The 12217-nt window shown below is 63.1% G+C and carries 19 protein-coding genes; 2 read left to right on the top strand and 17 right to left on the bottom strand.

Annotated features, from left to right (window positions below):
- Positions 1 to 11: 11 nt before the first annotated feature.
- The 14 genes from rplE to rpsJ are packed head-to-tail and all read right to left on the bottom strand — an operon-like array spanning position 12 to position 6339.
- Entirely contained in the window at positions 12 to 551 is a 540-nt protein-coding gene (rplE, locus tag XM1_RS09855; protein WP_068433081.1) for a 50S ribosomal protein L5, read from the bottom strand.
- Between the two features lie 17 nt (positions 552 to 568).
- Positions 569 to 889: a 50S ribosomal protein L24 gene (rplX, locus tag XM1_RS09850; protein WP_040475808.1), complete on the bottom strand. Its 321-nt coding sequence runs from the start codon at positions 887 to 889 to the stop codon at positions 569 to 571.
- Positions 890 to 891: 2 nt separating this feature from the next.
- Positions 892 to 1260, bottom strand: a complete 369-nt coding sequence (gene rplN, locus XM1_RS09845; protein WP_002725445.1) for a 50S ribosomal protein L14 — start codon at positions 1258 to 1260, stop codon at positions 892 to 894.
- Between the two features lie 32 nt (positions 1261 to 1292).
- Positions 1293 to 1532, bottom strand: a complete 240-nt coding sequence (gene rpsQ / locus XM1_RS09840; RefSeq protein WP_068433079.1) for a 30S ribosomal protein S17 — start codon at positions 1530 to 1532, stop codon at positions 1293 to 1295.
- 14 nt (positions 1533 to 1546) lie between these two features.
- The gene (gene rpmC, locus XM1_RS09835; protein WP_008615442.1) at positions 1547 to 1750 is read right to left on the bottom strand and encodes a 50S ribosomal protein L29; all 204 of its coding nucleotides are present in this window, start codon (positions 1748 to 1750) and stop codon (positions 1547 to 1549) included.
- Positions 1751 to 1752: 2 nt separating this feature from the next.
- On the bottom strand, positions 1753 to 2169 hold the full coding sequence (gene rplP, locus XM1_RS09830; protein WP_008615450.1) for a 50S ribosomal protein L16: 417 nt from the start codon (positions 2167 to 2169) through the stop codon (positions 1753 to 1755).
- Positions 2170 to 2186: 17 nt separating this feature from the next.
- Positions 2187 to 2873 carry a 30S ribosomal protein S3 gene (gene rpsC, locus XM1_RS09825; RefSeq protein WP_068433077.1) on the bottom strand — a complete coding sequence of 229 codons (687 nt, stop codon included), beginning with the start codon at positions 2871 to 2873 and terminating at the stop codon, positions 2187 to 2189.
- A 4-nt stretch (positions 2874 to 2877) separates the two neighbouring features.
- On the bottom strand, positions 2878 to 3264 hold the full coding sequence (gene rplV / locus XM1_RS09820; RefSeq protein WP_008615452.1) for a 50S ribosomal protein L22: 387 nt from the start codon (positions 3262 to 3264) through the stop codon (positions 2878 to 2880).
- A gap of 3 nt (positions 3265 to 3267) precedes the next feature.
- Positions 3268 to 3546 carry a 30S ribosomal protein S19 gene (gene rpsS / locus XM1_RS09815; protein ID WP_008615453.1) on the bottom strand — a complete coding sequence of 93 codons (279 nt, stop codon included), beginning with the start codon at positions 3544 to 3546 and terminating at the stop codon, positions 3268 to 3270.
- Between the two features lie 13 nt (positions 3547 to 3559).
- Positions 3560 to 4387 (bottom strand): 50S ribosomal protein L2, encoded by an 828-nt coding sequence (rplB, locus tag XM1_RS09810; RefSeq protein ID WP_068433075.1) that lies wholly within the window; start codon positions 4385 to 4387, stop codon positions 3560 to 3562.
- A 4-nt stretch (positions 4388 to 4391) separates the two neighbouring features.
- Entirely contained in the window at positions 4392 to 4700 is a 309-nt protein-coding gene (locus XM1_RS09805) for a 50S ribosomal protein L23 (RefSeq protein ID WP_008615455.1), read from the bottom strand.
- On the bottom strand, positions 4697 to 5317 hold the full coding sequence (gene rplD / locus XM1_RS09800) for a 50S ribosomal protein L4 (protein ID WP_068433072.1): 621 nt from the start codon (positions 5315 to 5317) through the stop codon (positions 4697 to 4699). The genes XM1_RS09805 and rplD overlap by 4 nt, the downstream gene beginning before the upstream one ends.
- Positions 5318 to 5329: 12 nt before the next feature.
- A complete protein-coding gene (rplC, locus tag XM1_RS09795; protein ID WP_068433070.1) occupies positions 5330 to 6019 on the bottom strand; it encodes a 50S ribosomal protein L3 in 690 nt (229 codons plus the stop codon).
- Between the two features lie 11 nt (positions 6020 to 6030).
- Positions 6031 to 6339, bottom strand: a complete 309-nt coding sequence (gene rpsJ / locus XM1_RS09790; RefSeq protein WP_002725423.1) for a 30S ribosomal protein S10 — start codon at positions 6337 to 6339, stop codon at positions 6031 to 6033.
- 591 nt (positions 6340 to 6930) lie between these two features.
- Here rpsJ and XM1_RS23180 point away from each other — a divergent pair.
- Positions 6931 to 7882, top strand: a protein-coding gene (locus XM1_RS23180) for an IS630 family transposase (RefSeq protein WP_156428594.1) whose coding sequence is annotated in 2 segments (ribosomal slippage) — positions 6931 to 7268 and positions 7267 to 7882 — 954 coding nt in all. Because the reading frame shifts where the segments join, the coding sequence is not laid out codon by codon here.
- Positions 7883 to 7936: 54 nt separating this feature from the next.
- A complete protein-coding gene (locus XM1_RS09780) occupies positions 7937 to 8119 on the top strand; it encodes a hypothetical protein (protein ID WP_068433068.1) in 183 nt (60 codons plus the stop codon).
- Positions 8120 to 8413: 294 nt separating this feature from the next.
- On the opposite strand, the gene tuf is transcribed toward XM1_RS09780, so the two are convergent.
- Genes tuf through rpsG form a run of 3 tightly spaced genes read right to left on the bottom strand, consistent with a single transcriptional unit; the run spans position 8414 to position 12207 of the window.
- Complete coding sequence (gene tuf, locus XM1_RS09775) at positions 8414 to 9604, bottom strand: elongation factor Tu (protein WP_068433039.1); 1191 nt, start codon at positions 9602 to 9604, stop codon at positions 8414 to 8416.
- A gap of 32 nt (positions 9605 to 9636) precedes the next feature.
- Positions 9637 to 11721, bottom strand: coding sequence for an elongation factor G (gene fusA, locus XM1_RS09770; protein ID WP_068433066.1), 2085 nt, complete (start codon positions 11719 to 11721; stop codon positions 9637 to 9639).
- A gap of 15 nt (positions 11722 to 11736) precedes the next feature.
- On the bottom strand, positions 11737 to 12207 hold the full coding sequence (gene rpsG, locus XM1_RS09765; protein WP_011385501.1) for a 30S ribosomal protein S7: 471 nt from the start codon (positions 12205 to 12207) through the stop codon (positions 11737 to 11739).
- Positions 12208 to 12217 lie beyond the last annotated feature (10 nt).

The raw sequence follows: 12217 nt of genomic DNA, 5'->3' as shown, positions 1-12217 counted from the left end.
TAAATCTCCAATCAGGCCACGAACGGCATGTCGAAGCCCTTGAGGAGGGCCTTGGCCTCCTCGTTGGACTTGGCCGTGGTGACGAAGATGATGTCCATGCCGCGGATGGTCTCAACCTTGTCGTAGTTGATTTCCGGGAAGACGATCTGCTCCTTGAGGCCCAGCGAGTAATTGCCGCGGCCATCGAAGCTCTTGCCCGGAACGCCACGGAAGTCGCGGACGCGGGGCAGCGCGATGTTGATCAGGCGGTCGAGGAATTCGTACATCCGGTCGGCCCGCAGGGTGACCTTGCAGCCCACGACCTGGCCTTCGCGCAGCTTGAACTGGGCGATGGACTTCTTGGCCTTGGTGCTGACCGGCTTCTGACCGGAAATCAGGGTCAACTCGGCGAGAGCGGCCTCGATCTTCTTGGAATCCTGGGCGGCTTCACCGACGCCCATGTTGATCACGATCTTCTCGAGCTTCGGCACCTGCATGGGGTTCGCGTAGTTGAACTCCTTCTGCAGGGCGGGCTTGACGACCGTATTATAATGCGTGTGCAGACGTGCCATCTGTCTGTTCCTTCGGCTTACCGGTCGATGACTTCGCCGGAGCGGCGCGCCACGCGCACCTTCCGACCGTCTTCGAGGATCTTGTGACCGATGCGGGTCGCCTTGCCGTCCTTGGGGTCCTCGTGGGCGACGTTGGAGACGTGGATCGACGCCTCCTTCTCCACGATGCCGCCCTGCTGGGTGGCGGACGGACGGGTGTGGCGCTTCACCATGTTCACGCCGGAGACGATGACGCGCTGCTCGGACGGCATGGCGGCGATGACTTCGCCCTTCTTGCCCTTGTCCTTGCCGGCGAGGACGACGACCCGGTCACCCTTCTTCACGTTCATGGAAGCCATGATTAGAGGACCTCCGGAGCCAGAGAGATGATCTTCATGAACTTCTTGCCGCGAAGCTCACGAGTGACGGGGCCAAAAATACGGGTGCCGATGGGCTCGCCCTGCTTGTTGATCAGGACGGCTGCATTGGTGTCGAACCGGATCGCGGAACCGTCGGCGCGACGGATTTCCTTGGCGGTGCGGACGATGACGGCGCGATGCACGTCACCCTTCTTCACACGGCCGCGCGGAATCGCCTCCTTGATGGAAACGACGATGACGTCGCCCACCGTGGCGATGGTCCGGTGCGAGCCGCCCAACACCTTGATGCACTGCACCCGGCGGGCACCCGAATTATCGGCGACGTCCAGGTTGGTTTGCATCTGGATCATGATGTCTCTTCCTTATTCCCAGTTCGCGACCATCAAGCCTGCGGCTCGACGATCACTTCCCAGCACTTGGTCTTCGAGATCGGCGCGCATTCGCGGATGCGGATGGTCTCACCGGTCTTGAAAACGTTGTTCTCGTCGTGGGCGTGGTACTTCTTGGAACGACGAATGAACTTCTTGTAGATCGGGTGCATCACGCGCCGCTCGACGCTGACCACCACGGTCTTGTCCATCTTGTCGCTCACCACGACGCCCTGAAGAATGCGCTTCGGCATTTGAATGGGCCTCCTTAGGACGCGCTTTTGGCGCGCTCGCCGAGCAGCGTCTTGATGGTCGCGATCTCGCGACGCACGGCACGCACCCGGGCGGTATTCTCCAGCTGGCCGGAGGCCCGCTGGAAGCGAAGATTGAACTGCTCCTTCTTGAGCGCAATGACCTGCTCCTTGAGCTGGTCAACACTCTTCTGGCGCAGATCGGCAGCCTTGGTCGCCATGGCTAGATATCCCCGATCCGAGAAATGAACTTGGTCTTGATCGGCAGCTTGGCGGCGGCCAGGGCAAAACCGTGACGGGCGATTTCCTCGGCGACGCCATCCACCTCGAAGAGGATGCGGCCGGGAGCCACGCGGGCGGTCCAGAACTCGGGCGCGCCCTTACCGGAGCCCATGCGGACTTCGGCAGGCTTGGACGACACCGGCAGATCCGGGAAAATGCGGATCCACACGCGGCCCTGACGCTTCATGTGACGGGTCAGGGCACGACGGGCGGCCTCGATCTGGCGGGCGGTGATCCGCTCGGGCTCCAGGGCCTTCAGGCCGTAGGCGCCGAAATTCAAGGCGGAACCACCCTTGGTGACCCCCTTGATCCGGCCCTTATGGGCCTTGCGGAACTTAGTACGCTTGGGAGAAAGCATCTCTCTTCCCTCTCAAATCAGCGGCGTTCGGCCGGGGCGGTTTCCCCAGCGGCGCGCTTGTCCTGGGCCATGGGGTCATGGGCGAGGATCTCACCCTTGAACACCCAAACCTTGACGCCGCAGGTGCCGTAGGTGGTGCGGGCGGTGCCCACGCCATAATCCACATCGGCACGCAGCGTGTGCAGCGGCACGCGGCCTTCGCGGTACCACTCCATGCGGGCGATTTCAGCGCCACCCAGACGGCCGGAGCAGTTGATACGAATGCCCTGGGCGCCCAGACGCATGGCCGACTGCACGGCGCGCTTCATGGCGCGACGGAAGGCGACGCGGCGCTCGAGCTGCTGGGCGATGGACTCGGCCACCAGCTGGGCATCCAGTTCCGGCTTGCGGATCTCGACGATGTTGAGGTGAACCTCGCCACCGGTCATCTTCGAGAGTTCCTTGCGCAGCACCTCGATGTCCGCGCCCTTCTTGCCGATCACCACGCCCGGACGGGCGGTATGGATGGTGATGCGGGCCTTCTTGGCCGGACGCTCGATGACCACGCGCGACACGCCGGCCTGGGCCAGCTTCTCGCGCAGGTACTTGCGCAGCTTCAGGTCCTCGTGCAGCAGCTTGGCGTAGGTCTCGTCCGCGAACCACCGGGAGTCCCAGGTGCGGTTGATGCCGACGCGCAGGCCGATCGGATTGACTTTCTGACCCATCTGCTTACTCCCCCGCCGCTTCGGCGCGTTCGCGCACGATGACGGTCAGATTGCTGAACGGCTTCTCGATCCGGCCGACGCGGCCACGGGCGCGCGCCTTCCAACGCTTCATCACCATGGCCTTGCCCACGTGGGCTTCGGCGACATAGAGACGATCGACGTCGAGCTGGTGGTTGTTCTCGGCGTTGGCGATGGCGGACTGCAGCACCGACCGCACGATGACGGCGATGCGCCGCTTCGAGAAGGTCAGGGCGTTCAGCGCCACGTCGGCCTTGAGACCACGGATGCTTTCGGCAACCAGGTTGAGCTTGCGCGGGCTGGTGCGGATGGTGGCCAGGAAAGCCTTGGCCTCGGTCTCCGCCAGGACCCTGTCTGCGGGTTTCTTGCCCATGGCTTACTTCCTCTTCGCCTTCTTGTCGACCGCGTGGCCGTAGAACGTGCGGGTGGGCGAGAACTCACCGAACTTGTGTCCGATCATGTTCTCGGTCACCAGCACCGGAATGAACTTCTGGCCGTTGTAGACGCCAAAGGTCAGACCGACGAACTGCGGCAGGATGGTCGAACGACGCGACCAGATCTTGATGACCTCGTTGCGGCCGCTGGCGCGGGCCTTGTCGGCCTTTCCCAGCATGTAGCCGTCGAGGAAGGGGCCTTTCCAAACGGAACGAGCCATTTTTCAGCCCCTCCTACTGAGTCTGACGGCGGCGCATGATGAGCCGGTCCGTCTTCTTGTTGCTGCGAGTCTTCTTGCCCTTGGTGGGCTTGCCCCACGGGGTGACCGGATGACGGCCGCCCGAGGTACGGCCTTCGCCGCCGCCGTGCGGGTGGTCGATCGGGTTCATGGCGACACCGCGGACGGAGGGGCGACGGCCCATCCACACGGCACGACCGGCCTTGCCGAGCGACACGTTCTGCTGGTCGGGGTTGGACACGGCACCGATGGTAGCCATGCACTCACCGCGAACCATGCGCAGCTCGCCCGAGGCCAGGCGGAGCTGGGCGTAGCCCTGATCCTTGCCCACCAGCTGGACGTAGGTGCCGGCCGAACGAGCCAGCTGACCACCCTTGCCCACCTTGAGCTCCACGTTGTGCACCACGGTGCCCACGGGGATGTTCTTCAGCGGCATGGCGTTGCCGGGCTTGATGTCGGCCTTCTCGGAGGCGATCACCTGGTCGCCGACAGCGAGACGCTGCGGGGCGATGATGTAGGCCTTCTCGCCGTCGGCATAGCTGACCAGCGCGATGAAGGCGGTACGGTTGGGATCGTACTCGAGACGCTCGACAGTCGCGGCAACGTCGAACTTGTTGCGCTTGAAGTCGATGATGCGGTACCGGCGCTTGTGCCCGCCGCCACGCCACCGGACGGTGACCCGACCGGTGTTGTTGCGGCCGCCCTTGGAGCGCAGGCCTTCGGTCAGGCCCTTCTCGGGCTTGCCCTTCCACAGTTCGGAGCGATCAACCAGGACCAGCTGGCGACGGCCCGGAGTCGTGGGCTTGAAAGTCTTCAGTGCCATGGTGTCAGACTCCCGTGGTCACGTCGATGGAGTGGCCCTCGGCCAGCGTCACGACCGCCTTCTTGACGTCGGAACGCACGCCGGGACGGCCGCGGAAGCGCTTGACCTTGCCCTTGGCGATCAGGGTGTTCACGGCGGTGACCTTCACCCCGAAAATACCCTCGACAGCGGCCTTGATCTCCGGCTTGGTCGCGTCCAGCGGCACCTTGAAGGTGACCTGGCGGAACTCGGAGCCCATGGTCGCCTTTTCGGTGATCACGGGGGCGCGGACGACGTCGTACATCCGCTCCTTGCTGATGACGAGCTTGCTCATTTCAGGCGAGCCTCCAGGGCGGCGACCGCGTCCTTGGTCAGGACCAGGGTTTCACGGCGCAGAATGTCGTAGACGTTGGCGCCCTGGGTCGGCAGCACATCCACATAGGGGATGTTGCGGCTGGCCAGAGCGAAGTTGCCGTCCACGGCAGCGCCGTCGATGAACAACACCGAGCTCAGGCCCAGCTTCGACAGGCGAGCGGCCAGGTCCTTGGTCTTGGGCGAGCCGGCCGAGGCCGCGTCCACCACGATCAGCTTGCCATCGGCCACCTTGGCCGACAGGGCAGTCTTCAGCGCCAGCTTGCGGACCTTCTTGGGCAGGTCGTGGGCGTGGGAGCGCACAACCGGGCCGAAAATGGTCGAACCGCCGCGGAACTGCGCGGAACGCAGCGAACCCTGACGGGCACGACCGCCACCCTTCTGAGCGAAGGGCTTCTTGGTGGTGCCGGAGATCTCGCTGATGGTCTTGGTCTTGTGGTTCCCGGACTGGCGCTTGGCCAGCTGCCAGTTGACGGCGCGGAACAGGATGTCCCCACGCACCGGCACGGCGAAGATCTCGTCGGCCAGTTCGATTTCGCCGACGGTCTGGTTGTCCAGGCTGATTACGTTCGTCTTCATCGCCTTGATCCTTTACTCGGCCGAGGCCGCGGCCTTGACGCCGGCCGGGAACGGCACGCCATCAGGCAGCTTGCGCTTCACCGCGTCGCGGACGAGCACCCAGGACCCCTCGTGACCGGGAACCGAACCCTTGACCAGGATCAGGCCGCGATCGGCGTCGGTGGACACCACGGTGAGGTTCTGAGTAGTCACCTGCTCATCGCCCATGTGACCGGCCATCTTCTTGCCCTTGAACACCTTGCCGGGGTCCTGGCGCTGGCCGGTGGAGCCGTGGGAGCGATGCGACACCGAAACACCGTGCGTGGCCTCGAGGCCACGGAAGTTCCAGCGCTTCATACCGCCGGCAAAGCCCTTGCCGATGGTGTTAGCAGTCACATCCACGTACTGACCGGGGATGAAATGGGCGGCGGAGAGTTCGGTGCCGACCTCGAGAAGGTTCTCGGCGGTCACGCGGAACTCCACCAGCTTCTTCTTGGGCTCGACCTTGGCCTTGGCGAAGTTGGCGCGAGCAGGCTTGCTCACATTCTTCACCTTGGCGGTACCGGCACCAAGCTGAACGGCAACATAGCCGTCCTTTTCCACAGAGCGGGTCGAGACCACCTGGCAGGTGTCGACCTTCAGCACGGTGACGGGCACGTGGGTGCCGTCCTCGGTGAAGATCCTCGTCATGCCGACCTTCTGGGCGATGAGACCAGAGCGCATTGTTAGGTTCCTTAGAGCTTGATCTCGACGTCGACGCCAGCGGCCAGGTCGAGCTTCATCAGCGCGTCCACGGTCTGCGGGGTCGGGTCGACGATATCCAGAAGCCGCTTGTGAGTCCGAATTTCGAACTGCTCGCGCGACTTCTTGTCGATGTGCGGGCTACGGTTCACGGTGAACTTCTCAATCCGGCTGGGCAGCGGGATCGGACCGCGCACCTGCGCCCCGGTCCTCTTGGCGGTGTTGACGATCTCGCGGGTGGACTGGTCCAGCACGCGATGATCAAACGCCTTGAGGCGGATGCGGATGTTTTGGCTTTCCATGTTCAAGTCATCCGTCAAATCGGATCGGCGCCCCATCGGAGCGCCGATCGGTGAAAACAGTCAATTCAAAGAGCCTCCCGCAGTTAGCCGCAACGCCTGTGGCGAAGCCGCTCTTACGGAATGAGGCCGAAGCCGAAGGCAGCCTTATACAGAGACTCATGGGGCTTGGCAACAAGACTCATCAAAGAATCTCACCCGATCTCCGCATGCCCCGTCGGCGGGGATCATCCCGCTGGAAAGGGGCCGCCGGAAAAGGGCCCCCGGCGGGAAGGCCGCGTCTCCCCCTCCCCCGCCCAGACCGGGGCGCCAGCCGGCCCCATATTCTCGAAACCGTCCGCCGGTACGGTACACACCCCATATCCAGGGCATGGCCTGGCATTATACTTGGAGAGAAGGGGTTGTCCGCAGTCCAGGCGTGGGGCGTAGGGGTTATTTCTGATCTGGAGTCAGCGCATCGCCCTACGAAGTATAACCCTATTCTCCAATGTTTCCGCGCTTCCCTTGCTCTAGAGCGGTTCGCGATCTAACGGAATCGCAGGGGATTCACAGGCGCGGCTAATCGTGATTCACTTCCTGTGGAGGTGGCCCACGATGACTCGACCTTTATCCGTAGATCTGCGCGACCGTGTTGCGCGATATGTTCTGGCTGGCCATTCGCGCCGACAGGCGGCCAGTGTCTTCAATATCTCGGTGAGCTCGGCGGTACGCTATGTGGCGCAATATCTGTCGAGTGGGACGGTGGCGCCAAAGCGGCAAGGCGGTGATCGGCGCAGTAAATTGGGCGACCATCGGGCCTATGTGCTGCTGCGTGTTAAGCAGGTTCCGGATATCTCGCTGGCCGATTTAACCAAAGAACTGGCCGAGCGGGGCGTTCAAATCCATCTTTCCAACCTTGCCCGGTTTCTCCGGGCACAGGGGCTGACCTATAAAAAAAACTTTGGTCGCGTCCGAGCAGATGAGGCCGGACGTCCGGTTGCTGCGCGAGGAGTGGATTAAAGGCCGCCAACCGCTGATGCGGCGTCAGGCCCATCGCCTGGTGTTCCTCGACGAGACCGGAACCAATACCAAAATGACCCGTCTGCGGGGCCGCTCACCCAAAGGGGCGCGGTTGAAAGCCGCTGTGCCCTTCGGACATTGGAAGACGGAAACATTCATCGCCGGGCTGCGTCATGATGGCTTGGTGGCGCCCTTTGTCATCAATTGCCCGATGAACCGGAAGATGTTCGAGGCCTATATCGAGACCCAACTGGCCCCAACCCTGGAGCCGGGCGACGTCGTGATCCTCGACAATCTCTCAGCTCACAAAAGTCCTCGGGCAGAACGGATCATCCAAGATCGTGGTGCCTTCATGCTGTTCTTGCCGCCGTATTCCCCCGACCTCAATCCCATCGAAATGGCCTTCTCGAAGCTCAAGGCACACCTCAGAAAAACGGCTGCCAGGACCATTCAGGACCTATGGGACGCCATCGGCCGAATCTGCGATCTCTACGAACCTCAAGAGTGCCGAAATTTCTTCAAGGCTGCCGGATATGAACCAGTGTGATCGCGAATTGCTCTAATCTCTCTTTATGGAAAAGCTCCAAAAAGGGAGGAAAAGATGACCGCGCAGCAGAAGATTCTGAACTGGAAGCACCTGACCGAAATTCTTCAGAGCATTCGGCTGAGTGGCCAAGGTGACGCGGCGCGGGCGGCGCGGATCGCCGAGCAGCTGCTGCCCCACTTTCCTAAGTTCTCCTACACCCTCAATCGCATCCACAGCCGCATGACGCAGACCGCGTAATACCAAATCCCGATGAGCCGAACTCATCGGGATTTGGTTAGGCCCGAAGGGCCGCGCCGCTTATGCGGCGGGAGGCAAGGGCCCGCCCGCCGAATGAGGGCGATCCCAGTGATCGGTTGCGATCACTGGGATCTGGTATAAGGCCTCTCACCTTAATCCGGCTGCCGAACAGGCGGGTGCCTCGCACCCGCCTTTATTGTTGCCCGCTCGGCGGCGGCGCGACACGGAATTTTAAAAACAAACGGCCCCGGAGGTTTCCCTCCGGGGCCGCTGTTCAAGCGATCGAGCAGAAAACTACTCGACGATCTTGGCAACCACGCCGGCGCCGACGGTACGGCCGCCTTCGCGGATGGCGAAGCGCAGGCCCTGGTCCATGGCGATCGGGGCGATCAGGGTCACGTGCATCTTCACGTTGTCGCCCGGCATCACCATCTCGGTGCCTTCCGGCAGCTCGACGACGCCGGTGACGTCAGTGGTGCGGAAGTAGAACTGCGGACGATAGTTGGTGAAGAACGGAGTGTGACGGCCGCCCTCTTCCTTGGTCAGAACGTAGGCCTCGGCCTCGAACTTGGTGTGGGGCGTGATGGAACCCGGAGCCGCCAGAACCTGGCCGCGCTCCACGTCCTCGCGCTTGGTGCCGCGCAGCAGGGCGCCGATGTTGTCGCCGGCCTCACCCTGATCGAGCAGCTTGCGGAACATTTCCACGCCGGTGCAGGTGGTCTTGACGGTCGCCTTGATGCCGACGATCTCGACTTCCTCGCCAACCTTCACCACGCCACGCTCGACGCGGCCGGTCACCACGGTGCCGCGGCCCGAGATCGAGAACACGTCTTCGATCGGCATCAGGAACGGCTTGTCCTTGGGACGCTCCGGCTGCGGGATGTAGGCGTCGACTTCGGCCATCAGCTTCAGGATGGCGTCGCGGCCGATCTCCGGCTGCTTGTCTTCCAGGGCGCACAGCGCCGAGCCCTTGACGATCGGAATGTCGTCGCCGGGGAAGTCATACGAGCTCAGCAGCTCGCGCACTTCCAGCTCGACCAGATCCAGCAGCTCGGGATCGTCGACCATGTCGCACTTGTTCATGAACACCACCAGGGCGGGCACGCCGACCTGACGGGCCAGCAGGATGTGCTCGCGGGTCTGGGGCATGGGGCCGTCGGCGGCCGACACCACCAGGATGGCGCCGTCCATCTGCGCCGCGCCGGTGATCATGTTCTTCACATAGTCGGCGTGGCCGGGGCAGTCCACGTGGGCGTAGTGGCGGTTGCTGGTCTCGTACTCGACGTGGGCGGTCGAGATGGTGATGCCACGGGCCTTCTCTTCCGGCGCCTTGTCGATCTGGTCGTAGGCGGTGAAGGTGGCGCCGCCGGTCTCGGCCAGGATCTTGGTGATCGCCGCGGTCAGCGAGGTCTTGCCATGGTCAACGTGACCGATGGTCCCGATGTTGCAGTGAGGCTTGTTACGCTCGAATTTAGCCTTAGCCATCGTATCTTACTCCGTCCTCGATAGGTGTCGAATTAGCCGGCCAGCTTCGCGCGGATCTCGTCCGACACGTTCTGGGGCACTTCCGAATAGTGGTCGAATGTCATGCTGTACTGCGCCCGGCCCTGGGACATGGAACGCAGGGTGTTCACGTAGCCGAACATGTTGGCCAGCGGCACCATGGCGGTGATCACGCGGGCGTTGCCGCGCTGGTCCATGTCGTTGACCTGGCCGCGACGGCTGTTCAGATCGCCGATCACGTCACCCAGGTAATCCTCGGGGGTGACGACCTCGACCTTCATCATCGGCTCGAGCAGCTTCGGACCGGCCTTAGCGATGCCCTCACGGAAGGCGGCGCGCGAGGCGATTTCGAAGGCGAGAACCGACGAGTCGACGTCGTGGTAGGCACCGTCGGTCAGGGTGGCCTTGAAGTCGATCAGCGGGAAGCCGGCGATGACGCCGTTATCCATGGCCGAGCGGATGCCCTTGTCCACGCCGGGGACGTATTCCTTGGGCACCGAACCGCCGATGACCTTGTTCTCGAAGACGTAACCGGCGCCCTTCTCGGCGGGCTCGAACTTGATCTTGACGCGGGCGAACTGGCCCGAGCCACCGGTCTGCTTCTTGTGGGTGTAGTCGACCTCGTAGACCTTGGAGATGGTCTCGCGGTAGGCCACCTGCGGAGCGCCCACATTGGCTTCCACCTTGAACTCGCGCTTCATGCGGTCCACGAGGATTTCTAGATGCAGTTCGCCCATGCCCTTGATCACGGTCTGGCCGGATTCGGCATCGGAGGTGACGCGGAACGAGGGATCCTCGGCGGCCAGACGAGCCAGGGCGATGCCCATCTTCTCCTGGTCGGCCTTGGACTTGGGCTCCACGGCGACTTCGATGACGGGCTCGGGGAACTCCATGCGCTCGAGCACCACCAGCGAACTGGGGGTCGGATCGCACAGGGTGTCACCGGTGGTGGTGTCCTTCAGACCGGCGAAGGCGACGATGTCGCCGGCGCGGGCTTCCTTGATTTCCTCACGCGAGTTGGCGTGCATCAGCAGCATACGGCCGACGCGCTCGCGCTTGTCCTTCACGGTGTTCTGGATGTAGCTGCCCGAGTCCACGACGCCCGAATAGACGCGCACGAAGGTCAGCGAACCCACGAAGGGGTCGTTCATGATCTTGAACGCCAGACCGGCGAAGGGCTCGTCGTCGGTGGAGTGCTTGGCGATCTCGTCCTCGGTGCCGTACTTCACGCCCTTGATGGCGGGAATGTCGACCGGGGCCGGCAGGTAGTCGATGACGGCGTCGAGCAGGGGCTGCACGCCCTTGTTCTTGAACGCCGAGCCGCACAGCACCGGCACGAAGGTGCGCGAGATGGTGCCCTTGCGGATGCAGGCCTTCAGCACGTCCATGGAGGGCTCTTCGCCGCCCAGGTACTGCTCCATGGCCGCGTCGTCCATCTCCACCGCGGTCTCGATGAGCTGGGCGCGGTATTCGGCGGCCTTCTCGACGAGGTCGGCGGGAATCGGCTGGTCGGAGAACTCGGCGCCCAGGCTTTCGTCCTTCCAGATCACCGCGACGTTGCGCAGCAGGTCGACGATGCCGACGTAGTTGCTCTCTTCGCCGATGGGCAGGTGCATGACCAGCGGACGGGCGCCCAGGCGGTCAACGATCATATCGACGCAGCGATAGAAGTTGGCGCCGATGCGGTCCATCTTGTTGACGAAGCAAATGCGCGGCACGCCGTACTTGTCGGCCTGACGCCACACGGTCTCGGACTGGGGCTCGACGCCCGCCACCGAGTCGAACACGGTCACGGCGCCGTCGAGCACGCGGAGCGAACGCTCCACCTCGATGGTGAAGTCCACGTGGCCGGGGGTGTCGATGATGTTGACGCGGTGATCACGCCAGAACGCGGTGGTCGCGGCCGAGGTGATGGTGATGCCGCGCTCCTGCTCCTGCTCCATCCAGTCCATGGTGGCGGTGCCTTCGTGCACTTCGCCAATCTTATAGGACTTGCCGGTGTAGTAGAGGATGCGTTCGGTGGTGGTCGTCTTACCGGCATCGATGTGGGCCATGATGCCGATGTTGCGATACTTATCGAGAGGCGTGGTACGAGCCATGATGGATCCGGTCTCCTACCAGCGGTAATGCGAGAAGGCCTTGTTGGCCTCCGCCATACGGTGGGTGTCTTCGCGCTTCTTGACGGCGGCGCCACGGTTGTTGGCGGCGTCCAGGAGCTCACCGGACAGGCGGTCGATCATGGTGGTCTCGGAACGCTTGCGCGAGTAATCGATCAGCCAGCGGATGGCCAGGGCCTGACGGCGATCGGAACGCACTTCGACGGGCACCTGGTAGGTGGCGCCGCCGACGCGGCGGGAACGCACTTCCAGGGCGGGCTTGACGTTGTCGAGAGCCTCGTGGAACACCTTCAGCGGGTCCTGGCCGGTCTTGGCCTGGATCTTGTCGAGGGCGCCATAGACGATGGCTTCGGCGGCGGACTTCTTGCCGTCGAGCATCAGGCAGTTCATGAACTTGGCGACGACATAGTCGTGAAACTTGGCGTCGGGGGTGATTTCGCGCTTTTCAGCGGCGTGACGACGAGACATCTGATGAACT

It is taken from the genome of Magnetospirillum sp. XM-1 (assembly GCF_001511835.1).
GTDB lineage: Bacteria > Pseudomonadota > Alphaproteobacteria > Rhodospirillales > Magnetospirillaceae > Phaeospirillum.
This window is presented reverse-complemented; position numbering and strand designations above follow the sequence as displayed.